The organism is Kribbella sp. NPDC051586 (assembly GCF_044453965.1).
Lineage (GTDB): Bacteria > Actinomycetota > Actinomycetes > Propionibacteriales > Kribbellaceae > Kribbella.
Map to the genome: position 1 here is coordinate 396,011 of NZ_JBITDF010000005.1, position 23,190 is coordinate 419,200.

The window sequence follows — 23,190 nt, forward strand, 5'->3', positions numbered from 1 at the left end:
TGACGAAAAGGACGTGGGATGAAGACTCGATTTGCGCCTGACCGGGGACTGTCCAGCCGGATGGTGATCACCAGTTTCCTGCTCGGTCTGCTGTACGTCGGATTCGTGGCGCTGCTGATCGCGCTGACGAAGAGCGCCGTGCTGGCCGTGCTGATCGCGGGCGGCATGCTGTTCGCGCAGTACTGGTTCTCCGACCGGATCGCGCTCTACGCGATGCACGGGCGGATCGTCACGCCGGAGCAGGCGCCGGAGCTGCACGGGGCGATCGACCGGCTCTGCGCGCTCGCCGACATGCCGAAGCCGCGCGTCGCGATCGCCGACGTCGACCTGCCGAACGCGTTCGCGACCGGCCGCAACCCGAAGAACGCGGTGGTCTGCGTGACCACCGGGATCATGCGCCGCCTGGACCAGGACGAGCTCGAGGGCGTGCTGTCGCACGAGCTGTCCCACGTCGCGCACCGCGACGTCGCCGTGATGACGATCGCGTCGTTCCTCGGTGTGCTGGCCGGCCTGATCACCCGCTTCGGCCTGTACGGCGGGCTCGGCCGCAACCGCGACCAGAACACGGCCGTCATCGTGCTCACGATCATCGCGGTGTCGATCGCCGTGTACGCGATCTCGTTCCTGCTGACCCGGGCGCTGTCGCGGTACCGCGAGCTGGCCGCCGACCGGGCCGGCGCGATGCTGACCGGCCGACCGTCCGCACTCGCCTCGGCATTGACGAAGATCAGCGGGGACATCGCACGGATACCGTCGCGCGACCTGCGCCAGGCGGAGGCGTTCAACGCGTTCTTCTTCGCCCCGGCGATCTCCGGCAAGGGCGCCGGCGCCAGCCTCTCGTCGCTGTTCTCGACCCACCCGTCGCTGGAGAAGCGACTCGACCGCCTCGGCGTGCTCTCCCGCGAGCTGGGCGACCAAGCTTAGGGATCGGGCGACATACCCTCGGGTCATGGGTCTACTCGACATCCTGCTTGGCAGGAGCAAAGCCGTCCCGCCGAACCTCGACCAGTTGTTCTCGCTTCCGTCGGCCGCAATCACCTTGGAGACCGCGGCAGGCTACCGTCCGACCGGCAGCGGCTCGGTCTGCTTCAAGGCGGCCGAGGGCGGCGGGTTCTCCACCCTCCGCGAAGAGGTCGACAAGCTGCTCGCCCTCGACAACGGCAAGCTCACCAGCACGACCGACTCGTACGGCTTCACCTGGCTGGTCCGCCAGACGGCTCCCGACGACCTGAAGACGCTGGTCACCGACCTGCACGCCGTCAACACGTCACTGGTCGACGCCGGCTTCGGCAACGCGCTGCTCTGCACCCTGGTCGCCTTCACCAACGGCTCCCAGTCGGTCGGCCTGGTCTACCTGTACAAGCGCGGCTCCTGGTACCCCTTCGTCCCCGCCGGCACCGACCGCCGCGACAACGCCACCGAACTCCAGATCAAGTCCGTCGTCGGCACCGACCTCAACTTCGAACCGGACCTCTCCCGCTGGTTCCCGATCTACGGCGCCCCCGGCCTGTAACCCCCACCCCACCCCGCCCCCACCCACCGCAGCCACCGCAGCCACCGCAGCACCGCAGCACCCCAGCCGCGCCCCACCACGCCAGCACGCCAGCACGTCGGCACGTCGGCCCACGCCACCACCCCACCGCCCCAGCAACCGCAGCCACCGCACGATCCCAGTCGCACCACCCCAGCCGCCCCACCACGCCACCACGCCACCACGCCAGCACGTCAGCCACGTCACCACCGTCCCAGCCACCGCCCGATACCAGCCGCCGCAGCCACCGCAGCCGCCCCCACCACCGCACCACCCCAGCCGCCCCACCACGCCAGCACGTCAGCCACGCCACCACCCCACCGTCCCAGCCACCGCCCGACACCAGCCGCCGCAGCCGCCCCCACCGCCCCAGCCACCGCACCACCCCAGCCACCGCACCCGCACCCGCCCCGACCTCCCCGACCTCCCCGACCTCCCCGACCTCCTCGACCTCCTCGACCTCCTCGACCTCCTCGACCTCCTCGACCTCCTCGACCTCCTCGACAAGGGTGGATATCCCCTTGAGTTGGGGGTTCTCCCGTGGTGTGCCAGTGAAGAACCCCCAACTCGAGCGGATATCCGTTCGTGGGCAAGGCGGGGCTGGGCGGGCTTGCGGCTGGGCGGGGCCGGGCAGGCTTGGGGCTGGGCGGGGTTGTGGGCGGGACGGGGTTGTGGGCGGGACCGGGTTGGAGTTGAGCGGGGCTGGGGCCGGGTTGTCGGCGGGACGGCGTTGTGGGCGGGACCGGGTTGGAGTTGAGCGGGGCTGGGACCGGGTTGCCGGCGGGACGGCGTTGTGGGCAGGACCGGGTTGGAGTCGAGCGGGGCTGGGACCGGGTTGCCGGCGGGACGGCGTTGTGGGCAGGACCGGGTTGGAGTTGAGCGGGGCTGGGACCGGGTTGTCGGCGGGACGGCGTTGTGGGCAGGACCGGGTTAGAGTTCGGCGGGACGGGCTTGGGGCGGGGTTGGAGTTGAGCGCGCCTGGGTTGGAGTTGGGCGGGACGGGGTTGGGGCGGGGGTGGGGGTTGGAGGAACGTCACATGGACCGTGGTCGGGTGGGTGGGGGCGAGCACGTAGCCTTGGTGCATGGCTCCCACTGCTGATCAGGTGACCACGGCGCTCGGTGGCGTGCTGGATCCGGAGATCAAGAAGCCGATCACGGATCTGGGCATGGTCGAGTCCGTCGTCGTCCGCGAGGACGGCGTGGTCGCCGTGCGCGTCCTGCTGACCGTCGCGGGCTGTCCGATGAAGGACACGCTCCGCCGCGACGTCACGGCCGCGGTCAGCAAACTCGACGGCGTCACCGGGGTCGAGATCGACCTGGGCGTGATGTCGGCCGAGCAGCGGGCGGCCCTGCAGACGCAGCTGCGTGGCGGCGTGGCCGAGAAGGAGATCCCGTTCTCGCGGCCCGACTCGCTGACCAAGGTGTTCGCGATCGCGTCCGGCAAGGGCGGCGTGGGCAAGTCGTCTGTGACGGTCAACCTCGCGGTCGCGATGGCGCGCCAGGGGCTGTCGGTCGGCGTACTGGACGCGGACATCTACGGGCACTCGGTGCCGGCCATGTTCGGCGTCGCGGACGAGCGGCCGACCGCGGTGGACGACATGATCATGCCGGTGCCCGCGCACGGCGTGAAGGTGATCTCGATCGGCATGCTGAAGCCGAAGCGCGACCAGGTGGTCGCCTGGCGCGGTCCGATCCTGGACCGGGCGCTCGTGCAGATGCTCGCCGACGTGTACTGGGGCGACCTCGACGTACTGCTCCTCGACCTGCCGCCCGGCACCGGTGACATAGCGATCTCGGTCGGCCAGCGGCTGACCAGCGCCGAGGTCATCGTGGTGACGACGCCGCAGGAGGCCGCCGCGGAGGTCGCCGAGCGCGCCGGGACGATGGCGCAGATGGTGCACCAGCGCGTGGCCGGAGTGGTCGAGAACATGTCGTACCTGCCGTGCCCGCACTGCGGTCCCGAGCACCGCATCGAGATCTTCGGCTCCGGCGGCGGCACCCGCGTCGCGGAGACGCTGTCCGCGCGCCTCGGCTACAAGATCCCGCTGCTCGGTGAGATCCCGCTGGACGAGCGGCTCCGCTCCGGCGGTGACCTCGGTCAGCCGCTGACCGCCGCGGACCCCGAGACCACGGCAGCCCAGGTGCTCGACAAGATCGCGGCGACCCTCGGCGGCCGTCCGCGCGGTCTGCTCGGCCGCCAGCTCGGGCTGTCTCCGGCCGGGCGGTAAATCCGGCTGAAGGTGGCCGCCGGTTGGTGTTGACTTGGCCGGGTGCCGATTCCTGCTGAGCATCCGGTCCTGACCGACGGGTTGGTGACGCTTCGCGCGCCCCGGCCGGACGACGTCGAAGGGCAGGCCGAGCGCAACCGCGAAGGCGGCCAGTACCGCACCGCCGAGGACGCCCGCCGCTGGATCACCGTCGGCATCACCGACGCGTGGAAGCAGCGCGAGCGGCTGATGTTCGTGATCGAGTACCAGGGCCGGTACGCCGGAAGCGTCGCCCTCGAGCCCGACGCCGACGGCAACGCCCGCGTGCACTACGGCCTCTCGGCGTGGGCCAGGGGCGCCGGTGTGATGAGCCGGGCGGTGCGGTTGATCCTCGAGTTCGGCTTCGCGACCTGCGGATTCCACGTCATCCGCTGGTGGGCCCAGGTCGGCAACTGGCCGTCCCGGCGGGTCGCGTGGGCGACCGGATTCCGCCTGGGTGAGACGATCCCGAGTATGGCGGAGGAGGGCGGTCGGCGGGTCGACGCGTGGACCGCGTGGATCGGACCGGACGACGAGCGGAAGCCGCGGCATCCGTGGTTCGAGCATCCGGTGCTGGAGACACCGCGGTTGCGCCTGCGGACCTGGCGCGAGGACGAGATCCCGCGGATCACCACTGCGCGGACCAATCAGGCGACCGCGCATTTCCTGCCGTTCGTCCCGCAGCCGTTCACCGCCGAGGACGCGCGCTTCTGGCTGAGGGAGAGGGCCGAGCAGGCAGCGGCCGGGCGGCGGTTCAACTGGTGTGTGGCCGACGCCGAGACCGACCAGGGGCTGGGCAACCTCACCATGTTCGGCATTCACTACCGCAAGGTCCGCGACGCCGAGCTCGGGTTTTGGATGCACCCCGACGCACAGGGCCGCGGGGTGATGACCGAAGCAATCCAGCGGGTCGCCGAATGGTATTTCGCCAACGAGACCGCGGACGGTTTCGGCGGCCGGCGGCTCTTCATCCGTACGGCGGCCACCAACACCTCAGCCCGTCGTACCGCCGAGAAGGCGGGCTTCCGTCACGTCGGCACCGAACGCGCCGCCTTCCACATCTCCACCCACGTGGACGACAAGGTCACCTACGACCTACTCGCCACCGACTGACCAGATCGGGCGGAGCGGCTCCAGCCCTTCTTCGACGTACTGCGCGATCGGATGCACCCCGCCGTCGACGTACCACTGCTCCAGCGCGGAGAAGTAGCCGAACACCAAGGCGTTCGCGGCGACGCGGGCCTGGGTTTCGGTGAGGTGGCCGTCGGCCATCATCGGGGCGATGCGCTGGCTCGCGCGGTCCAGTGACGCGCAGAACGCCGTACGGACCGACGGCTCCTTGAAGAAGTAGCGGATCCGCCGCCACGGGACCGGCTCGGCGGCGGTCTCGCCCTCCGGCGCCGCCTCGTAGTTGCGGACGATCTGGATCATGCTGCCGACCGGGTCGTCGACGTCGAGGATCTCGTCCAGGGCCTCCTGGCTCATCGTGTCGAACTCGTCGGCGACGATCAGCCCCTCCTTGGTGCCGAAGTAGCGATACACCGACGACGGCGAGACCTCGGCCGCGGCGGCGATCTCCTCGATCGTCACCGCGTCGAACCCGCGCTCGTCGAACAGGTCGAGCGCGCGCTCCTGGATCGTCCGTCGCGCCTTGACGCGCCATCGTTCCCGCAGACCGGTAGCCATACCCGCCACCGTACGAGACAGTCACACGCTTCAGCAAGTGACTGTCTAAAACTCTTGACGCACGTCGGCTGCCGTTCGTACAGTCACTTGCATGAGACAGTCACTTTCTGAAAAACGTACCGCCCTGATCGCGGTCGGACTCTCGGTCCTGCTCGCCGTGATCGCGATCGTCGATCAGGCCGGCAGCCGCAGCCTGCTCGACCACGCCACGTCGGCCTACGCGCCATACGGCAAGCACGCGTCCGCCGGAGCGCTCTACGGCCTCCTGTACGGCGTTGCCGTCCTCGACGTGCTGCTCTGGCTGGCGGTCGCCGGTCTGGCCCGCTCACACCGTCTGGTCGCGGCCGTGCTGGGCGTCGTCGTCGTACTGCTCACGGCGTCGCTCGGCCTGACGCTCCTGCTCGTGTCGGAGTACGGCGTGCACCCGTACACGACGCTGTGGGGCGTCCTGGCGCTCCTGCCCGCGGCGGCCGGTGCTGTCGCGACCGCGCTGCTCTTCCGGCGGAAGTAAGGATCAGGTGGATTCGGGATCGTACGGCGGGCGCTGGCCGGCCGGGAGGCGCTGCGGCGCGGAGTCGGTGAACTCGGTGACCGGCTTCTCGTCCTCGTCCATCGGGTCGAGCAGGTGCTTGCGGACGAAGTTCTTCGGGTTCAGGTCCTGGAGCTCGAGGTCGGCGAACTCCGGTCCGAGCTCGCTGCGCAGGTCGTTCTGCGCGTTGTTCACCATCTGACGGACCTGCCGCAGCAGGCGTCCCGCCGTACGGGCGAACTCCGGCAGCCGGTCCGGTCCGAAGACAAGTACGGCGACGATCGCGATCACGACCAGTTCGAGTGGCCCGATGCCGAACATGTCCCCACCTCACTCCTGTACACCGACGCGGACCAGCCTATATCGGGTTCGGTCATGGGAAGTCAGCCGATCTGCTGGGCGAGAGTCAGGGTAACCGTGCGGGACCGTCCGCCGCGCTCGTACGCGAGCCGCACCGCCTCGCCCGGCTGGTGCGTGCGGATGGCGACGATCAGCACCTCGGCGCTGTCCACCGGCTGGTTGTTGATCGACGTGATCACGTCACCGACCCGTAGGCCGGCCCGCGCCGCCGGCGAGTTGATCGTCACCGCGCTGACCCGGCCGCCGCCCTCGAACGACATGTCCACACTCGCCCCGATGACGGGGTACGACGCTTTGCCGTTCGCGATCAGCTGCTGCGCGGTCCGGCGAGCCTGGTCGATCGGGATCGCGAACCCGAGCCCGATACTCCCGCTCTGTCCCTCGCCGGAGCCCGGAACGGTCGCGATCGCGGAGTTCACGCCGATGACCCGCGCGTCCATGTCGACCAGCGGGCCGCCGGAGTTGCCCGGGTTGATCGCGGCGTCGGTCTGCAGCGCGCTGATGTACGACGACGCCTGGCCGGTGTCGTCGCCGGTCGTCACCGGCCGGTTCTTCGCCGAGATGATGCCCGAGGTGACCGTGCCGGCCAGCCCGAGCGGCGAGCCGATCGCGACCACGTCCTGGCCGACGACCGCCTGGTTCGAACTGCCGAACTGCACCGACGGCGCGTCCAGGCCGACCACCTGCACGACGGCGAGGTCGTAGGCCGGCGAGCGGCCGACGAGCCGCGCGGTCGCGGTCTTGTTCCCGTTCGTCACGACCTGGATCGAACCGCCGCCGGCCGCGGCCGCGACGACGTGGTTGTTGGTCAGGATGTGCCCGGCGTTGTCGATCACGAAGCCGGACCCGGTGGCCTCGGAGTTGTCCGAGCCGTCGACCTTCAGCTGGACGACGCTCGGCAGCAGCGCCGCGGCGACGGCGGAGACCGAGCCGGTGCGGATCTTCGGATCGGCGCCGGTGCCGACCGGCGGGTTGGGCTGATCGGCGACCGGCGCGGTGCCCCGGCCGTTGAGTGCGACGACGACCGTGGCCGCTCCGGCTCCGGCCAGGACACCGATGATCAACGCGACCAGGGACGCGATCGCGACGATCCGGTTCACCTTCGGCGGATCGCTCGTGTACGAGCGGGCCTGCTGCGCGTGCCAGTCGGCCGGTGGCGGCGGGATGTAGGCGGGCCGGTATTGCGGCTGCTCGGTCGGCCAGGCCTGGCCCGGATACAGCGGCTTGAACCGCGGCTCCTGCGGCTCGGGCTGCCCGAAGCTGCGCTGGGTGGTGGACCGGCCGCCGTTCACCTGGCTGCCGTTGGTCTGGCCGCCATTGGTCTGGCCGCCGTTCAGCTGGCCGCCGTTGGTCTGCCGGTACGCCGCGTCGGAGCCGGGCGTGCGCAGCGGCATCGCCCCGGCGCCGAGTGGCGGCGGGGTCAGTCCGCTCAACGGCGAACCAGACGACGAGCCTTGCGGAGATTGCTGAGACGACTGCTGCGTCGGGGCGGGGGCGGCGGGCGGGGCGGCGGACGGCTCAGGGGTGGTGGGCAGGGCCGCGGTGGTGTCCGCGGTGGCCGGATTCGGAACTGTCGGCTCGGCGTCGTCGCTTGTCACGGTCCCCGCCTCACGTCATCGTCGTGGTCATCGTTCGGAGGCCTTCCGGAGTAACCGGAGGGCCGTCCACATTCGATTATCCCAGCTTCGGCGAGAGTGCACCCATCGGAGTGAGCCAGGTCGCGATTTTCGCCAGCCCGGTACCCAGCCGCTGTACGGCGGTCAGCTTGATCGGCACGTCGTGCGAGAACGCCCGCACCACCTTGTCGAGCTGGTCCGGGGGCAGGTCCCCGATGAGCGTGTAGACGATTCCGTGCGACGACCAGACGACGTACGACGGCATCCCGTAGCGCTGGTAGACGCCGGGGCTGTCGGTGCTGCTGAAGCCCGCGACCGCGCTCGGATCGAGAGCGCCCCGCTGCTCGAAGAGGGAGACGTTGAACAGGCCGTCGGAGTACGAGAACTGCAGGGAGCCGTTGGCTGTGTCCTGGTGGACGTCGTAAAGCTTGAGCGATGCGGGCAGCTCCGGCGTGCACACCCAGCCCTGGGAGCGCAGGTTGTCGACCTTGCCCATGCCGACAGCCTCGACGCCGCTGGGCAGCATCGGCGGCAGGTGGCCGAGGAACTCGGAGCTCTCGATCTCCAGCTCGGTGAACACGGTGGCCCGGACCATCGTCTTGCCGTCGTCACTGAACAGCTGACGCTGGAGCAGCAGTCCGGTCGCCTTGTCGATCCAGAACCGGGCGGCCAGCGTCTGGTCGCCCCGGAGCGCCTCGACGAGCACTGCGGTCCGGCCGATGAGATCGGTGCAGCACTTCTCGACCAACTGGTATGTCGCCTGCAGCAAGGCGAGCGGTCCGCCGTCGATGGCGGCGTCGGTGGTCGTGGCCCGCTGGACGAACGCCTTCGCACCCGGCGCGGACGACGAACCGAGCACGCTGATCTCGGAGCCCTGTGACGCCGCGTGGGTGATCTCGAACATGGCAGAGCTCGCGCCCTGCGGTCCCCAGGCGGTGATGATCTGCGTGCCGTGGTACGAGACCCGGTTCGGTGCGGCGGCTGCCCGCTGCAGCCAGCTCACGGCGCTCGGCGAATCCGCCTTCGTGACTGCCGGCACGGCGGCCGCGGACGTGGGCAGGCCGAAACCGATCAGGGCTGTGCTGACCAGGACGGCGAGCCGGGACAGGCTCACCGGTCAGCGCCCTGTCAGGGCCACCGGCTGGAGCGTCGACGTGAGCCCGGCGTACCCAGAACCGTTGTAGGAGTTCAGCAGGGCGACCGGGTCGGCGAACGGCGCTCCGCCGCTGGTGGTCGCATGGTCGGACGAGAAGCTCGCGACCGGCGGTTTGAGCGTCGGCGGCTGCTCCGACCGGGACGGGTCGCCCACCACGAACGCAGTCCCGAGCAGGGAGGCCACTGCGGCGGCTGAGCCGGCCGCGCCCAGCACGCCGGTGCGCCGGCGGGAGCGTGTGCCACGGGCGGCTCCCGGTCGGGTGCCACCTGTGCGCCCGGCTGGGAACGCGGACCGCTGCGGGAACAGGCTGACCGCCGGTGTGAGCACCGGACGGACCTCCTCCCGCGGCTCGGTCGAGAACGACGAGACGCCCATCAGGCGCTGCATCAGGTCGGTGGAAGGGTCCTGCGAGTCCAGCCCGGCCATCCGCGCCTTCAGCCGGCGCTGTGCGTCCACCTCGGCGCGACAGGTGTCGCAGCCGACCAGGTGGCTCAGCACCTTGTCGCGGGAGTCGTGGTCGAGCTCACCGTCGACGACGGCGCTCAGCTTGTCCATCGGGTGCTGCAGACTCATCGCAGGTCACCTCCGTCACTGAAGAGGCCACCGTCGGCAGGCGGGCCGCCGACCCGGGTCTGGCCGGACCGCGGGGCCCGGTGCTCCAGGTGCTTGCGCAGCATCGACCGGCCGCGGTGGATGCGGCTGCGGACGGTGCCGAGCTTCACGTCCAGGACGTCGGCGATCTCGTCGTACGTCATGCCTTCGATGTCGCACAGCACGACGGCGGCGCGGAAGTCCTCGGGCAGTGCGTCGAGCGCGTCCTGCACGTCGTGGTCGAACAGGTCGGAGTCCAGCTTCTCGGCCGGTCCCTCGCCCTTGGCCGGCAGCCGGTCGTGGGCGTCCTCGGGCAGGCCGTCGAAGCGGATCCGCTGCTTGCGGCGGGCGCCGTCGAGGAACAGGTTCGTGGTGATGCGGTACAGCCAGCCCTCGAACGTGCCCGGCGTGTACGACGACAGCGAGCGGAAGACCCGGACGAAGACCTCCTGGGTCAGGTCCTCGGCGTCGTGCTTGTTACCGGTCAGCCGGTATGCGAGGCGGTAGACCCGGGCGGAGTGGTTGCGGACGATCTCGTCCCACGAGGGCAGCACCTCCGGCGCCTCCTGCGGCGCGGGCGCGGTCCTGGTGTCGGCGGGCTTCACCGCGACGCCTCCCTGGGTCCTCTCGGCAATAAGCGTGAAGGCCATGGTGCCGCGGTCACCGTCCTTTGCGCACGTCGGGAAGACCCGGGTAGAACCCTGAGTCGCTCGTACGACGGCTCAACGCGGCGCCCCGGCCGGAAGTTCCCGACCAGACCTCTCACCAGACAAGACGCGCGAACGGCCATTTCGGTTGAATCACTTCTCTTCTATGACAGCAATGGGGTCGCCGTCGCGGACCACTTCGCCCTCGGCGACCTTCAGCTCGGTAATCGTCCCGGCCACCTCGGCGAGCACCGGGATCTCCATCTTCATCGACTCCAGGATGACCAGAGTGTCGTCCGGACGCACCGTGTCCCCGGCCTTGGCGGTGACCTTCAGCACGTTTGCCACCAACTCGGCGAGCACGGTGTGACTCATGGTCCGATCCTAGGCGGGTCGCAAGGGTTCGGCGTAGGTGCCCCTCGGGCAGCAGACCAGGGCACCTACGCCGAGTCGGTGAGGAACTACAGCGGGCCTACCGGGCGGCAGCCGGGTCCAGCCGGACCGCGTTGAACAGGGCGGGGTTCTTGGTCTCCGCGACCCCCTTGCCCCAGCTCAGCCAGCCGCGCCGTCCGGTGCCGTCGTTCTCGTTGATCACCACGGTCGTCGACAGCAGCCGGTCCAAGGCCTTGAACCCGAGCGTGCTCCACGGGATCGCGATCTCGTACGTCGTGGTGTGAGCGGTCTCGTCGCGCACGACCTTGGCCTGGACACCCGGCGGCACACCGGCTGCGTTGGTCGGCGTCCAGCGCCACGTGTCCACCGGACCGGCGTCGGTCAGGGCGGCGCCGATCTCCTGGGTCTGGGTCGTCTCCCCCGGCGCGCCGGCCGTCATCCCGAGCTGCAGACCGTCACCGCCCCAGATGTTGCCCGCCCGGTTCGGCTGGGAGAACACGTCGTCGGTGACCTTGGCGGACAGGTACAGGTTCTGGTCGTCGTGCGTCAGCCACAGCGAACCGGACAGGTCGCCCGGTCCACCCCAGCCGGTCACCGGCGGCGTACCGGTCCCTTCCAGCGCAATCGCAGGCTGCCGGGCCACCGCCGGGTCGATGACCCCATCCAGCTTGACGGTGTGCCGCTTGGCGACGGTTGCCGCACTGACTGGCACCAGCGTCCCGGACGCCTTGATATCTGCCTCACCGGTTCGCCGCAGACTCGCGGACCACGTCGAAGGAGCGGACAGGGTGATCGGCACATCTACCTCTCGCGTGGCATTCGCACCGATCGTGCAGCCCGCCAGCAAGGTCCCGGACGACGTACCGGAGACCCAGTCCAGTCCGGCGACGGGAAGCGCATGCGACGAGGCGTTGGTGACGCGGAATCGCAGCAGGTCCTTCCCACTGCCATTGACCACGTGCGAAGCGCTCACCGACAGCGGCGGAGTCGCCGTACCCGTGGTCGAGACCAATCCGACGGCCTGGCCGTCCACGCTGACCTTCGCGGTGTAGGTACGTGCTCCCGTTGAGTCCTGTGCCGGATAGCTGACGGCAGCCGTCGCCGTGGCACCCGCGGCAGCGGAGCCACTCGTCTCGGCACCCCCGGCGGACACGGTGAACGCGTGCGCAACCGCATCCGGGTTGGTGAACGTCAGCGTGCCCGTAGCCGGGTCACCGGCGATCTCCGGAGCCACCGACAACGCGAAGCGGTTGGACGGAGCAACGCCGGTGATCGCACCGCGTGCGTAGAACGGGTCCGGTCCCGCTGACACCCACACGTGCCCGCCGGCGTCCGCGGTCAGCGTCGTCGTCGCGCCGTACAAGTCGGTGATCTGGACCTGGGCGCCGGCCGGCGCAGCCAAGTTCACCAGGCCGGGTGTTGCCGACCAGACCGCGTGTACCGACTGCCCACCACCGGCATCGAAGGCGACGTCGTACCCGTTCGTGCCGAAGCGGGTCTGGCCGATCAGCGGGAGCTCGTCGATCTGACGGGCGAGCACGGCGGTGGCGACGTACGACGGCTTGGGTACGAGCGCGCCACGGGAATCGAGCCGGTTGCGCACCAGGCCGAACCGGTTCTCGACGTTCGACGGGTCAGTGCCCGAGTCCATGAAGTTGTACGAGCTGTAGCGCGCCACACCGTTGCCGTACGCCAGCAGGCTGCCGCGCACCAGGTCGCGCGCCTGAGCCGGCTCCGACACCGCACTAGGGTTGGTGCCGGTCGCCCAGCCCTGCTCGCTGATGTAGATCGGCTTGGTCGAGCCGTGCGCCGCCATGATGCTGCGGATGGTGTTGACGTAGGTGACCGAGGCCTCCGGGTCCAGCGGCTGCACGTACGGGTGGATGGTCACGGCGTCCACGTAGTCGAGCCCGCCGAGGTCGGCGAACTTGGTGAACCAGCCCTGCCAGTCGTTGATGACCGCCAGCGACGGACCGGTCAGCTTCACGTCCGGGTGCTTGGCCCGTACTGCTGCGCTCACCATCTTGAGCAGGGCGACGTAGTTCTCCGGGCTGGCCTTCGCGGCGCCGTTCGGGTCGCGCAGGTTCCACTCGTTCCACAGCTCGTACGTCGTGTGCTCGGTGCCCCACTGGTCCACGGCAGCAACGGCGTACCGGGTGAAGGCCGCACGCTGCTCGTCGGTCGACGGCGCCTCGTCCGGGTAGTACAGCGTGTTGCCGTAGTCGAGGATGTTCAGGAAGTCCACGTTGTTCGCGTCCAGCGCGGCCTTGTAGTCCTTGTACCGCTGCGGGAAGTCGATGACGCCCTTGGTGGTCTCCGCCGCCGCCCAGAACGCCTCGTCCCGGTCGGTGGAGATACCGCCGTTGGCCATCAGCGGGATCGCTTCCAGACCTGGATTGGCCGTGCTGCCGAACCCCAGCGCTCCCGCGACACCGATCCGCGTGTCTGTGGAGGTGGAGAAGTCGTGCGGAGTCAGTACGGCGAAGTCCGTGCCGCCGAGCGTGGTCGAGCCGTCTGCCCCGACCGCAGTGAGGTCGGTCTGGTACCAGCCCGGCGTGCTGACCGACAACGCGAGCTGTCCGTTGAGCGAGGACCCCGATGCGGAGCCCTTGGCCACTTCGGTGCCACCGGCGTCGCGGACCGTCCAGTTGACCGCCGATGCGTCTGTGCTGAAGCCCAGCTTCACCTGCTGCCCGACGGTGAAGGTGTTGCCGACCGTGGTCGGCGTAATGGTCAGAGTCGGCGCGGCGGTGACGGCCGCGCGGGCGGGTGACTGCAGTACGGCGGCCAGCAGCAGGCCGGCCGTGAGAAGACTGACTGCGCCGGAGCGGCGACGGGTCATGGAGTGCGCTCCTCCCAGATGAAGCGAAAGCGGTTTCGCAAATCACACCTTGATACGCCCCGGGCCACCTGTCAACGGCTCGAAGCTGACTACGATGTGCACATGGCCGACTCAGTGATCACCCTGTCCGACGTGGCCGCTGCCGCAGGGGTGTCGCTGTCGACCGCCTCCAAGGCGCTGAACGGCACCGACCGGATCTCCGAGGCCACCCGGGAACACGTCCGCGTCACCGCGGACCGGCTGGGCTTCCGCCACAACGCCCTGGCGCGCTCGTTCGCCCGCGGCCGCAGCCAGACGATCGGTGTGCTCACGCACCGCGCGTCCAACCCGTTCACCCGCGTGGTGCTCGCCACCGCCGCCACCGAGCTCGGCGCCAAGGAGCAGGCGATCCTGCTGTACGACGCCCGGATGGGCGACCGCGACGTCACCGAGAGCATCCTGCAGCTGCGGGCCCGCAGGATCGACGGCGTGATCGTGATCGGCACCAGCACGTCGTTCACCACCCCGTCGCTCACCGGCCGGTTCGACGTCCCGGTGATCAACGCGTTCACGGTCTCCGAGGACCCGCAGGACACCACGATCACCGCCGACGACTTCGCCATCGGACGGCTCGCGATCACCCATCTGCTGTCGAGCGGCCGGCGCCGGATCGCTCACATCACCGCGGAGCCGCACGACATGGCCGCGCAACGGCGGGCCGAGGGTGCTGCCGAGGTCCTCGCCGACGCCGGGCTCCAGTGGGCGGCGCCGGTCCGCTTCGGGCGCTGGCGCGAGGAGTGGGGCGAGCAGGCCGCGGCCGAGCTGCTGGCCGAGGTGCCCGACGTGGATGCGATCTTCTGTGGCAGCGACGCGATCGGCCGCGGTATCGAGCGGGTCGTCCGGGCCGCTGGACGGCAGGTGCCCGACGACATCGCCCTGATCGGCGTCGACAACTGGGAGAGCCTGATGCACGACCAGCGCGGCACCAGGCACCTGACCACGATCGACGTCGGTCTCGAGGAGATCGGCCGCCAGGTCGCCAACCAGCTCCTCGAAGCCGACCTCGAGCCGGGCACCCAGTACGTCGAGCCTCACGTGGTCATCGCGGACACAGCCTGATCGTGGATCGAGTACTGCGGCCTGAAGCCCAGCAGCTCCCTCGCCCGCGTGGTGTCGACCAGTGACGCACGTCCCTGGACAGGTCGCCGCAGTGGGACGGTCGGGGCGTACTCCCGCAACAGGTCGTCGGTCTTGCGGTCGATGAGGATGTCGTCGGCCGCCAGACCAAGTACATGCGCTCCCGGAGCCGTTGACTCCAGTGCGGCGATGATCGCCCGTACGCCGTCCCGCAGGTCCAGGTAGGCCCAGCCTTCGCGTGCCATCACCGACGGGTCGCTTTCGGCCCTGGCCGCGAACTTGAACAGCTCCTCGCGAGTCTTCACCAGCGGAAAGCGCAGTGCGATCACGTCGGTACCCCAGCGCCGCCACGCCATCCGCGCACTCTGCTCGTCCACACTTTTGGACAAGGAGTACGCATCGGCGATGTCCGCCTCCACCTCCTCGTCGAGCGGGTAGTACGCCGGCTCCACCTCGTTCACGTTCATCGGTACGCCGAATGCGTTGATACTGCTCGCGATCACCGCCCGGCGTACCCCTTGCTGCCCGGCCTGCGCCAGCACGTTGAACGTCGCCGCGACGTTGTTCTCGAACACCTCCTCCGGCGTACCCAGACTGGGGTGCGGAATGGCGGCCAGATGCAGTACGGCGTCCACACCGGCGAGCGCGGCGGTCACGTCCTCGGCCGACCGTGCATCACCGACCAGCGGACGGTCCGCCGTACTGCTGTGGTCGTAGCGCAGCGACAGGCCGGTCACGTCGTACCCGGCGGCTTGCAGGCCGTCGACCGCGGCGCGACCGATGGATCCGTCCGCACCGGTGACCAGGACACGCTTCACGCCTTGATTCCCCCAGACAGGCCCACACCACGCAGGAATGCCCGCTGGAAGACCAGGAACAGCAGCACCGGGATCAGCAGAGCCAGGAACAGGCCCGCCAACTGGATGTTGAGCTCCGTCACCTTGGCGATCTTGGGCAACGCCACCGAGACCGGCTGCAGATCCGGATTCGTCAGCACCAGCAGAGGCCACAGGTAGTCCTTCCAGGAAGAGATGATGCTGAGCAGCACGACCACACCGAGGATCGGCCGCGACAGCGGGAGCACGAGCGAGGTGAACACGCGGATCGATCCGGCGCCGTCGATGCGGGCGGCTTCGAAGTACTCGCGCGGGATGCTGTCGAAGAACCGCTTCACGATCAGCACGTTGAACGCACTGGCCGCGGGCGGCAGCCAGACCGCCCAGAATGTGTTGGTCAGGTTGGTGTGCACCACTGGCACCTTGAGCACGGTCAGGTACAGCGGGACGAGCGAGACGATGTGCGGCACGAACAACGTGGCCAGGATCCCTGCGGACAGCAGTGCGCCCCACCGCGGCCGCAGCACGCTCAGTACGTAGCCGGCCGTCGTACAGACGATCAGCGACGCAACTGCCGTACCGGCCGCGATCATGGCCGTGTTGCCGAGGTAGTAGCCGATGTGGCCCTGTTGCCACGCAGTGGACAGGTTGCCCCACTGCACCTGACCGGACGGGAACCACGCGAGTGGCGAGCGGATGCTGTCCTGCGTCGGCGAGATCGCTGCCTTGAGCAACCAAAGCAGCGGACCGAGGCCGGCGACGAGCAGTCCGATCAGTACGACGACCTGTCCGATGACGTACGGCACCCGGACCCGGGTGAGCCGGTGGTCGGCATCCGACAGCGCACCCCGCTCGCCGCTCACTCCGTACTCCAGCCGCGCGTAGCGAACTGGAAGACCGCCGACACTACGGCGAGAACCAGCGCCAGCAGGACGCTCAACGCAGTGGCGGCGCCGTAGTCACCGTTGACGAAGGCGTAGTTGTAGATGAGCAGCAGAATCGTCATGGTCGACCCCTGCGGTCCGCCGCCGGTGAACAGCAGCGGCTCGGTGAACAGTTGCATCGTGCCGATCACCTGCAGGAGCAGCATCAGCAGCAGCACGCCACGCAGATGCGGCAGCATCACGTGCCACACCCGCCGTACGACGCCTGCACCGTCCAGCTCCGCCGCCTCGTACAGGTCCGCGCGTACCGAGGTCAGTGCGGCCAGATAGATGATCACTGCGTTGCCGGCACCGGCCCAGGTCGCCTCCAGCACGATCGAGGGCATCGCCGAGGACGGACTGTCGAGCCAGGGGTACGGTCCGAGCCCGACCGTGCCGAGGATGGTGTTGAACATCCCGCTCGGCGACGGGTCGTAGAAGAACCGCCAGAGCAGGATGGCAACGACCGGCGGAGTGATCACCGGTAGGTACGCCAGCGTCGAGTACAGCCAGGACTTGCCCCGCAACTCGGACAGGAACATCGCCAGCAGCACCGGCACCGGGAAGCCGAACAGCAAAGCCAGCAAGGTGAACCAGATCGTGTTCAGAGCCGCCTGCCCGACGCCAGGGTCGGACAGGACGTACCGGAAGTTCTCCAGCCCGACCCACTTGACCGGATCGATCAGGTTGGTCTGCTGGAGGCTCATCACCAGGCCCTTGACGATCGGGCCCCACGAGAACACCACGAAGACCAGGAGCACCGGCAGCGCGAACAGCACTGCCGGTACTCCGTTGCGCAGACGGCGAAGCAACTCAGCGCCCGAGCTTGGCATTCACGGTGCCGGTCGCCTTGGTCAGCAGCGCCGGGATGTCAGCCTTCGCGTTGCCCAGCACGGCCTGTACGACCGGGTCGAGCGCGGCGTACACCTCCTGAGCCTTCACCGGCGGCTCAGGGATGATCTTCTGGTCGGCCGCCACCTTCGTGTACGGCGCGAACTGCGCCAGCGGCACGTTGACGTACGGCTTGATCCAGCCCTGGTACGTCGACCACTGGTCCGCGGCGACCACCGGGAGACCCGGCGTACCGACCGGCAACTTCCCCGCCACACCGGCCTTTGCGGCCGTCACCGCGGCGTCCTGGTCCACGTATTTGTTCAGGTAGTTGAACTTGATCCACTTGATCGCCGCAACCTTCTCCGCGTCCGTCGCGGTCGGGCTGACGATCTGGACGCTGCCACCGGTCAGCGTGCCGTGGTCACCGCCCTGCTGCGGCATCGGGCCGATACCGAAGGCCGACGACGGCAGGCCGTTCTGCTGTACCAGCGTGCGGTAACCGTCGGGCGCCGCCATGAACATCCCGATCCTCCCCGCCGCGAACGCCTTGGAGATCCCGGGGATGTCGTACAGCACCGCCTGGCCCATCGACTTGTCGGTCCACTTCATGTCGTGCAGCAACTGCAGCGCGGCCTTCGAGGGCGCGTCGTCGAACGTCGCCTTGCTGCCGTCCTCGTTCTCGATCGAACCGCCGAACGCGTACGTCTGGGTGGTGAACATCCAGCCACCTGTGTTGTTCGTGGTCAGCTGCGCGTAGCCGGCCTGCCCGGTCTTCTGCGCGATCTGCTTCGCGTCCGCGCGGACCTCGTCCCAGGTCGTCGGCGGCTTGTCCGGGTCCAGACCGGCCTTCTTGAACAGGTCGCGGTTGTAGATCATGCCCACCGAGTACGCGGCGGTCGGTACGGCGTACACGTTGCCGGACTGGTCCTGGGCGATCTTGAGCACGTTCGGGTTGAGCTCGCTCATCAGGCCGTCGTCCTTGAGCACCTTGGTCAGGTCGGCGGCCTGCTTACGGGCGATCAGGCCCTGCGGCTCGGTGAACGGCACGTTCAGCACGTCCGGCAACTGTCCGCCGGCCGCCTGCGCCTGGAAGGTGGTCGCGTCCCAGAGCGTCTCGACCGGGTTCAGCTTGATGTCCGGGTTCGCCTTCTGGAAGTCGGCGACCCGCTTGTCGAACGACGCCCGGTTGGCGGGATCGGAACTCGTGGGACGGTCACCGACCGTGATCGTCACCTGTCCGTCGGAGCCGGAAGCACCGGTCGACGACGGCGCACTGGAGCAGGCCACCAGCAAGAACGGCACTGAAAGCCCTGCAGCACAACGGATTGCGAATCTGTTCATCGAAGCTCCTCTGCGGGGATGGCGATCGGCGAGCCGACCGTTCCGCAGAGTAGCGCAAGCGCTTTCGCAAATACTAGACCTCAGCGAAAGTGGTTTCGCATCCGTTAGCGACCCGGCTAACGGCGGCGGGCGCGGTACGACGCGACGCGCGTCCGGCTGGAGCATTTCGGCGTACAGAACCTCCGCGGCCGGCGCTCCGCCGGGTTCGCGAAGACCCGCTCGCAGTCGACCGCAGCGCACACGCCGAGCGCCTCGAACCCGTGGCCGGCCGCGAACGTCGCCACCCCCAGCGCGGTCGTCGCCGCGAGCCATTCGGCCCACGACGCGTCCGGCTCAGCTACGTGCAGATGCCACGGCGATCCGTCGTGATCCGAGAGATACGGACGCACGGCGTACTCGGCGAGCAACCCGTTGATCACCTCGGCCTCGCGGGTGTGGAAAACCGGCCGCAATCGCTCTCGCACGGCCCGGACCTCGCTCAGGTCGTCCTCGGTCAACTCGATCGGGTCGGACTCGCCGTGCTCGAGCAAGAACGCGCGCACCGCGGCCGGCGACGTCAGCTGCTCGGGATCCCGCGTCCGCGTGTTCACCAGGTCGACGGCGAGCCGGATCAGCCGATCCGGGGACTGAATTTCCACTGGACTCCTCCCGTAACGCGTTTGTTAGTGTAACGCGTAACAGACTGATCTGCGTTACAGGAGGCTCCGCGTGCCCAGCTACTACCTCGCGGCGACGCTGGCCCGGTTCGCCGACGAGATGGTCGCGTTCACGCTCGTCCTGCTGGTGCTGGATCGCACCGACAGCCCGACGCTCGCCGGCCTCACCGGCGCCGCCTACGCCCTCCCGGCCATCGTCACCGGCCCGCTGCTGGGGGCGTGGCTCGACCGAACGGCGTACCGGCGCAGCGCGCTCGCCATCAATCAAGCGACGCTGGCCTTCGTCATGCTCGGTCTGCTCGCGGTGGTCGGGCACAGCGCGAGTTGGCTCGCCCCCGTGCTCGCAGCGATCGCGGGCGCGACGCTGCCGCTGGTGAGTGGCGGATTCACCAGCATGCTGCCGAGCCTGTTCCGGCCCGAGCGGCTCGCGCGGGCGAACTCGTTCGAGTCGGTCAGCTTCAGCACCGCCACGATCGCGGGACCGGCGACCGCGGCCACCGTCGCGGCGGTCGTGTCGGTCGATGCGGCTGGGGTGGTGATCGTGGTCGCGGCGGCGTGCAGCATCGTCGCCATCAGCCGCCTGCCCGCGCTCCCACCCGTCGGCGGTGGGGACGAGTCCTTCTTCAGCTCGGTTGTCGGCGGCCTGGTCCACCTCGTCCGCACGCCGCGCCTGCGGGCGTCCACCGTCACGACAACCCTGCTGATGGGGTTCACCGGCATTCTGCTCATCGCCCTACCGCTGCACATGTCTTCGCTGGGCATGCCGAAGTCCGCGGCGGGCTATCTGTGGACAGCAGTCGAAATCGGCAGCGTCACCACGGCCCTACTACTGAGCCGCCTGCAGTCGCGCTGGCGCCCGGAGTACGTCGTGATGCTGTCGGTCGCCGCCTATGGCCTGATGCTGACCAGCTGGTCACTGGCGCCGACGTTCGCCGTACTCCTGCTGCTGGCGGTCGCGGCGGGTCTGGCCGAGGGGCCTGCGCTGCCGGCCATGTTCGCGGCCCGGCAGCAGTACAGCCCGCACGCACTGCAGGGCCGCGTCAGCACCTCGGCCGCGAGCCTCCGGGTCGGAAGCTCAGCGCTCGGCCAGGCGACCGCCGGCGTACTCGTACCGGCGGTCGGCACCCACGCAGCCCTGGTGACGGTCGGACTGGGCCTGGTGGCCGCAGCCATCCTGGGCCGGCTAACAGCCGGCGGCCGCGCTCCCCTCGTGTTGCGAAGGGCGGTCAGCCGAGGATGACGGAGCGGCTCAGGCTGCGGGGCTGGTCGGGGTTGAGGCCCAGGGCGAGGGACTTGGCGACCGCGACGCGCTGGGCGACGATCAAGGACGCCATCGGGTCCAGGTCGTGGTGTACGACGGTGGCGCCGGTCGCGGCCACGTCGTCGAGCAGACCCGCCGGCGGCTCGCCGAAGATCCACACGCCGCGCCCGGGCTGCGCGATCGCGATCGGGCCGTGCCGGTAGTCCATCGCCGGGTACGCCTCGGTCCACGCCGACGCGGCCTCGCGCTGCTTGAGCGCGGCCTCGTGCGCCAGGCCGACCGTCCACCGGGTCCCGAGGTACGTGACCTGCTCGAGCTTGGCCAGGTCGTCCACGTCGATGGTCAACGCGGTCTGGGCGTCCGCAGCGGCCCGGGTGAGGTCCTCACCCACCGATGCGCGCAGCAACGCCAGCGTGGTGGTGGCGAACCGGGTCTGCACAACGGACTGCTCATCCGCGAAGTCCAGCATGATGGTGTGATCGGCCAGCTCGACGATCGGCGAGCCGGGCGTCGCGGTGATCGCGATGGTCGGCAGGTCGGTCGTGCGGATCAGATCCAGCACCTCGGTCGTCGTACCGGAGCGGCTGATCACCACCACGGCGTCGTACGAACGGCCGGCCGGGAACTCCGATCCGGCGAACGCGTCGGTCTCGCCCTGGCCCAGGTCCTCGCGCAGCGCGGCGTACGCCATCGCCATGAACCAGGAGGTCCCGCAGCCTACGGCCGCGACCCGTTGGCCGGCCTTCGGAAGCGCACCGCCGTACTGCGCGAAACCGTCCGCGACCTGTCGCCAGAGGTCCGGCTGAGTGGCGATCTCAGTGCTCACAAATGGCGTCTGCGTCATGTCGTCTCCGCACTTGTCATGGTCGAAACTGCTCGAACGTGATCGAATGGTGCCAACCAGCCGCCACCCGGCTGACCGATTGTGTGAAGGAGGAGCCCCGGGTGAAGCGTTATGAACGCCTGAACACCTTGCTCGAGTCGCTCGCCGAAAAGGGCGCCATCGACGTCGACGAGCTCGCCGAGCAGTTGCACGTCTCGGCGGCCACGATCAGGCGCGACCTGGACCATCTCGGCAAGCAGCAGCTCCTCACCCGGACCCGCGGTGGCGCCGTGGCCAACGCGGTGTCGTACGACCTGCCCCTGCGCTACAAGACTGCGCGTTTCGCGTCCGAGAAGCAGCGGATCGCGCAGGCCGCGGCCACGCTGGTACGTCGCGGCATGGTGATCGGGATGAACGGCGGTACGACGATCTCCGAGGTGGCGCGCACGCTGGCGACCCGCCCGGAGCTGTCCGCCGAGCACGGCGAGCCGGCCTTCACCCTCGTCACCAACGCACTGAACATCGCCAACGAGCTGATCGTGCGGCCGCACGTGAAGATGGTGCTGACCGGCGGCGTGGCCCGCCCGCAGTCCTACGAGATGATCGGCCCGCTGTCGCACCGGATCCTGTCCGACCTGTCGCTGGACATCGCCTTCATCGGCGTCGACGGGATCGACGAGACCGGCGCCACCGCCCATCACGAGGGCGAGGCCAACATCAACCAGCTGATCGTCAGCCGGGCCGCGAAGGTGGTCGTGGTGGCCGATTCGTCCAAACTCGGGCAGCGCGCCTTCGCCCGGATCTGCGAGCTCAGCGAGATCGACACGATCGTCACCGACGCCCAGGCCGACGAGAGCCAGCTGACCGTCTTCAAGGAAGCCGGCATCGACGTCATCCGCGCCTGACCCCACTCCACACACCTCCTCACCAGGTGAGTCACGTCTCTAAGAGACGATCATATCTGATTGAGGGCCGGTTGTTATGAGCAAGAGTGCGCAACCTCAGCGCGTGCAGCACGGAAAGCGGACTTCCAACCGCTAGGCTCTGACTCAGCATGGGTACCGCAGCCGCAGAACACTCCGCCGACCACTGGGAGGACGCCATCGCCACCGGCATCGACCCGACGTCCTGGGCGTACGCCGAGGACTACACCGGCGAGGACGAAGTCGTCACCGGTGCACGGGCGAGCGCCGCGGACAGCGGTGTCGCCCCGATCGGACCTGGCGCGGCGGCCGCGCTGAGCATGCTCGCCGCCGGGGCCGCCGCCAAGGCGGTCGTGGAGATCGGCACCGGGACGGGCGTCTCCGGGCTCGCCCTGCTGCGCGGGATGCGGGCCGACGGCACGCTCACCACGGTCGACATCGACGCGGAGAACCAGCGCCTCGCGCGCAAGACGTTCCTGGACGCCGGCGTCGCCTCCAACCGCTTCCGGCTGATCGCCGGCGCCGGGCTCGACGTCGTCACCCGGCTTACCGACGGCCACTACGACCTGGTCTTCTGCGACGCGGACCGCCGCGAGAACACGGCGTACCTGCACGAAGCCCTCCGCCTGCTCCGCCCCGGCGGCGTCGTGGCCTTCGCCGGCGTCCTCACCGGCGGCCGAGTAGCCGACCCGGCCCACCGCGACCCGGACACCATGGCCCTGCGGGACCTCATCCGAGCCGTCCGCGACGACGACAACCTCGTCTCCGCCCTTCTCCCCACCTCCGACGGCCTCCTCACCGCCGCCAAACGCATGAGCTGACGGTCCGCAAGCCACCAACAAACCCAACAACCGTACTAATCGCCGACCCGATTAGTAC

23 protein-coding genes are annotated in these 23,190 nt (G+C 69.2%); 9 read left to right on the forward strand and 14 right to left on the reverse strand.

The window, feature by feature from the left end; translation table 11 throughout:
- Nucleotides 1-18: 18 nt before the first annotated feature.
- From htpX to ACIA58_RS35430, 4 genes are all read left to right on the forward strand, one after another.
- A complete protein-coding gene (gene htpX / locus ACIA58_RS35415) occupies nt 19-924 on the forward strand; it encodes a zinc metalloprotease HtpX (protein WP_396408209.1) in 906 nt (301 codons plus the stop codon).
- Nucleotides 925-949: 25 nt separating this feature from the next.
- Entirely contained in the window at nt 950-1,513 is a 564-nt protein-coding gene (locus tag ACIA58_RS35420; protein WP_396408210.1) for a hypothetical protein, read from the forward strand.
- Nucleotides 1,514-2,614: 1,101 nt separating this feature from the next.
- Complete coding sequence (locus ACIA58_RS35425) at nt 2,615-3,760, forward strand: Mrp/NBP35 family ATP-binding protein (RefSeq protein ID WP_396408211.1); 1,146 nt, start codon at nt 2,615-2,617, stop codon at nt 3,758-3,760.
- A gap of 42 nt (nt 3,761-3,802) precedes the next feature.
- Nucleotides 3,803-4,891: a GNAT family N-acetyltransferase gene (locus ACIA58_RS35430; protein ID WP_396408212.1), complete on the forward strand. Its 1,089-nt coding sequence runs from the start codon at nt 3,803-3,805 to the stop codon at nt 4,889-4,891.
- On the opposite strand, the gene ACIA58_RS35435 is transcribed toward ACIA58_RS35430, so the two are convergent.
- Nucleotides 4,874-5,464, reverse strand: a complete 591-nt coding sequence (locus tag ACIA58_RS35435; RefSeq protein ID WP_396408213.1) for a TetR/AcrR family transcriptional regulator — start codon at nt 5,462-5,464, stop codon at nt 4,874-4,876. The genes ACIA58_RS35430 and ACIA58_RS35435 overlap by 18 nt on opposite strands.
- A gap of 91 nt (nt 5,465-5,555) precedes the next feature.
- On the opposite strand from ACIA58_RS35435, the gene ACIA58_RS35440 reads away from it, so the two are divergent.
- A complete protein-coding gene (locus ACIA58_RS35440) occupies nt 5,556-5,975 on the forward strand; it encodes a hypothetical protein (protein WP_396408214.1) in 420 nt (139 codons plus the stop codon).
- Nucleotides 5,976-5,978: 3 nt separating this feature from the next.
- On the opposite strand, the gene ACIA58_RS35445 is transcribed toward ACIA58_RS35440, so the two are convergent.
- The 7 genes from ACIA58_RS35445 to ACIA58_RS35475 all read right to left on the reverse strand — a co-directional run bounded on the left by ACIA58_RS35445 (nt 5,979) and on the right by ACIA58_RS35475 (nt 13,598).
- On the reverse strand, nt 5,979-6,314 hold the full coding sequence (locus tag ACIA58_RS35445; protein ID WP_396408215.1) for a sec-independent translocase: 336 nt from the start codon (nt 6,312-6,314) through the stop codon (nt 5,979-5,981).
- Between the two features lie 62 nt (nt 6,315-6,376).
- Nucleotides 6,377-7,951, reverse strand: coding sequence for a S1C family serine protease (locus ACIA58_RS35450; RefSeq protein ID WP_396408216.1), 1,575 nt, complete (start codon nt 7,949-7,951; stop codon nt 6,377-6,379).
- A gap of 76 nt (nt 7,952-8,027) precedes the next feature.
- Complete coding sequence (locus ACIA58_RS35455) at nt 8,028-9,083, reverse strand: transcriptional regulator (RefSeq protein ID WP_396408217.1); 1,056 nt, start codon at nt 9,081-9,083, stop codon at nt 8,028-8,030.
- 3 nt (nt 9,084-9,086) lie between these two features.
- On the reverse strand, nt 9,087-9,698 hold the full coding sequence (locus ACIA58_RS35460) for an anti-sigma factor family protein (protein ID WP_396408218.1): 612 nt from the start codon (nt 9,696-9,698) through the stop codon (nt 9,087-9,089).
- Nucleotides 9,695-10,366: an RNA polymerase sigma factor SigE gene (sigE, locus tag ACIA58_RS35465; RefSeq protein ID WP_396408219.1), complete on the reverse strand. Its 672-nt coding sequence runs from the start codon at nt 10,364-10,366 to the stop codon at nt 9,695-9,697. The genes ACIA58_RS35460 and sigE overlap by 4 nt, the downstream gene beginning before the upstream one ends.
- Before the next feature lie 150 nt (nt 10,367-10,516).
- Entirely contained in the window at nt 10,517-10,738 is a 222-nt protein-coding gene (locus ACIA58_RS35470; protein WP_396408220.1) for a biotin/lipoyl-binding carrier protein, read from the reverse strand.
- Nucleotides 10,739-10,835: 97 nt separating this feature from the next.
- A complete protein-coding gene (locus ACIA58_RS35475) occupies nt 10,836-13,598 on the reverse strand; it encodes a sugar-binding protein (RefSeq protein WP_396408221.1) in 2,763 nt (920 codons plus the stop codon).
- Between the two features lie 102 nt (nt 13,599-13,700).
- Here ACIA58_RS35475 and ACIA58_RS35480 point away from each other — a divergent pair, with 102 nt between their 5' ends.
- Nucleotides 13,701-14,696: a LacI family DNA-binding transcriptional regulator gene (locus tag ACIA58_RS35480; RefSeq protein WP_396408222.1), complete on the forward strand. Its 996-nt coding sequence runs from the start codon at nt 13,701-13,703 to the stop codon at nt 14,694-14,696.
- On the opposite strand, the gene ACIA58_RS35485 is transcribed toward ACIA58_RS35480, so the two are convergent.
- The 5 genes from ACIA58_RS35485 to ACIA58_RS35505 all read right to left on the reverse strand — a co-directional run bounded on the left by ACIA58_RS35485 (nt 14,669) and on the right by ACIA58_RS35505 (nt 19,286).
- Nucleotides 14,669-15,532 carry an NAD-dependent epimerase/dehydratase family protein gene (locus ACIA58_RS35485; protein WP_396408223.1) on the reverse strand — a complete coding sequence of 288 codons (864 nt, stop codon included), beginning with the start codon at nt 15,530-15,532 and terminating at the stop codon, nt 14,669-14,671. The two genes, ACIA58_RS35480 and ACIA58_RS35485, sit on opposite strands and share 28 nt — an antisense overlap.
- Nucleotides 15,529-16,413, reverse strand: a complete 885-nt coding sequence (locus ACIA58_RS35490; protein ID WP_396408224.1) for a carbohydrate ABC transporter permease — start codon at nt 16,411-16,413, stop codon at nt 15,529-15,531. Before ACIA58_RS35490 ends, ACIA58_RS35485 begins: the two co-directional genes overlap by 4 nt.
- The gene (locus ACIA58_RS35495; RefSeq protein ID WP_396408225.1) at nt 16,410-17,252 is read right to left on the reverse strand and encodes a carbohydrate ABC transporter permease; all 843 of its coding nucleotides are present in this window, start codon (nt 17,250-17,252) and stop codon (nt 16,410-16,412) included. Before ACIA58_RS35495 ends, ACIA58_RS35490 begins: the two co-directional genes overlap by 4 nt.
- A 34-nt stretch (nt 17,253-17,286) precedes the next feature.
- The gene (locus ACIA58_RS35500; RefSeq protein WP_396408226.1) at nt 17,287-18,648 is read right to left on the reverse strand and encodes an extracellular solute-binding protein; all 1,362 of its coding nucleotides are present in this window, start codon (nt 18,646-18,648) and stop codon (nt 17,287-17,289) included.
- A gap of 116 nt (nt 18,649-18,764) precedes the next feature.
- The gene (locus tag ACIA58_RS35505) at nt 18,765-19,286 is read right to left on the reverse strand and encodes a CGNR zinc finger domain-containing protein (protein ID WP_396408227.1); all 522 of its coding nucleotides are present in this window, start codon (nt 19,284-19,286) and stop codon (nt 18,765-18,767) included.
- Between the two features lie 70 nt (nt 19,287-19,356).
- On the opposite strand from ACIA58_RS35505, the gene ACIA58_RS35510 reads away from it, so the two are divergent.
- Nucleotides 19,357-20,544 carry an MFS transporter gene (locus tag ACIA58_RS35510; protein ID WP_396408228.1) on the forward strand — a complete coding sequence of 396 codons (1,188 nt, stop codon included), beginning with the start codon at nt 19,357-19,359 and terminating at the stop codon, nt 20,542-20,544.
- Here ACIA58_RS35510 and ACIA58_RS35515 read toward each other — a convergent pair.
- Complete coding sequence (locus tag ACIA58_RS35515) at nt 20,531-21,391, reverse strand: SIS domain-containing protein (protein ID WP_396408229.1); 861 nt, start codon at nt 21,389-21,391, stop codon at nt 20,531-20,533. The two genes, ACIA58_RS35510 and ACIA58_RS35515, sit on opposite strands and share 14 nt — an antisense overlap.
- A gap of 119 nt (nt 21,392-21,510) precedes the next feature.
- On the opposite strand from ACIA58_RS35515, the gene ACIA58_RS35520 reads away from it, so the two are divergent.
- A complete protein-coding gene (locus ACIA58_RS35520) occupies nt 21,511-22,293 on the forward strand; it encodes a DeoR/GlpR family DNA-binding transcription regulator (protein ID WP_130440069.1) in 783 nt (260 codons plus the stop codon).
- Between the two features lie 149 nt (nt 22,294-22,442).
- Nucleotides 22,443-23,132, forward strand: coding sequence for an O-methyltransferase (locus ACIA58_RS35525; protein ID WP_396408230.1), 690 nt, complete (start codon nt 22,443-22,445; stop codon nt 23,130-23,132).
- Nucleotides 23,133-23,190 lie beyond the last annotated feature (58 nt).

Bases quoted from the DNA above. Each gene is read 5' to 3' on its own strand.
- ACIA58_RS35420 (WP_396408210.1), top strand. From the start codon at position 950: ATGGGTCTACTCGACATCCTGCTTGGCAGGAGCAAAGCCGTCCCGCCG.
- ACIA58_RS35445 (WP_396408215.1), bottom strand. From the start codon at position 6,314: ATGTTCGGCATCGGGCCACTCGAACTGGTCGTGATCGCGATCGTCGCC.
- ACIA58_RS35480 (WP_396408222.1), top strand. From the start codon at position 13,701: ATGGCCGACTCAGTGATCACCCTGTCCGACGTGGCCGCTGCCGCAGGG.
- ACIA58_RS35500 (WP_396408226.1), bottom strand. From the start codon at position 18,648: ATGAACAGATTCGCAATCCGTTGTGCTGCAGGGCTTTCAGTGCCGTTC.
- htpX (WP_396408209.1), top strand. From the start codon at position 19: ATGAAGACTCGATTTGCGCCTGACCGGGGACTGTCCAGCCGGATGGTG.
- sigE (WP_396408219.1), bottom strand. From the start codon at position 10,366: ATGGCCTTCACGCTTATTGCCGAGAGGACCCAGGGAGGCGTCGCGGTG.
- ACIA58_RS35470 (WP_396408220.1), bottom strand. From the start codon at position 10,738: ATGAGTCACACCGTGCTCGCCGAGTTGGTGGCAAACGTGCTGAAGGTC.
- ACIA58_RS35460 (WP_396408218.1), bottom strand. From the start codon at position 9,698: ATGAGTCTGCAGCACCCGATGGACAAGCTGAGCGCCGTCGTCGACGGT.
- ACIA58_RS35475 (WP_396408221.1), bottom strand. From the start codon at position 13,598: ATGACCCGTCGCCGCTCCGGCGCAGTCAGTCTTCTCACGGCCGGCCTG.
- ACIA58_RS35425 (WP_396408211.1), top strand. From the start codon at position 2,615: ATGGCTCCCACTGCTGATCAGGTGACCACGGCGCTCGGTGGCGTGCTG.
- ACIA58_RS35435 (WP_396408213.1), bottom strand. From the start codon at position 5,464: ATGGCTACCGGTCTGCGGGAACGATGGCGCGTCAAGGCGCGACGGACG.
- ACIA58_RS35525 (WP_396408230.1), top strand. From the start codon at position 22,443: ATGGGTACCGCAGCCGCAGAACACTCCGCCGACCACTGGGAGGACGCC.
- ACIA58_RS35440 (WP_396408214.1), top strand. From the start codon at position 5,556: ATGAGACAGTCACTTTCTGAAAAACGTACCGCCCTGATCGCGGTCGGA.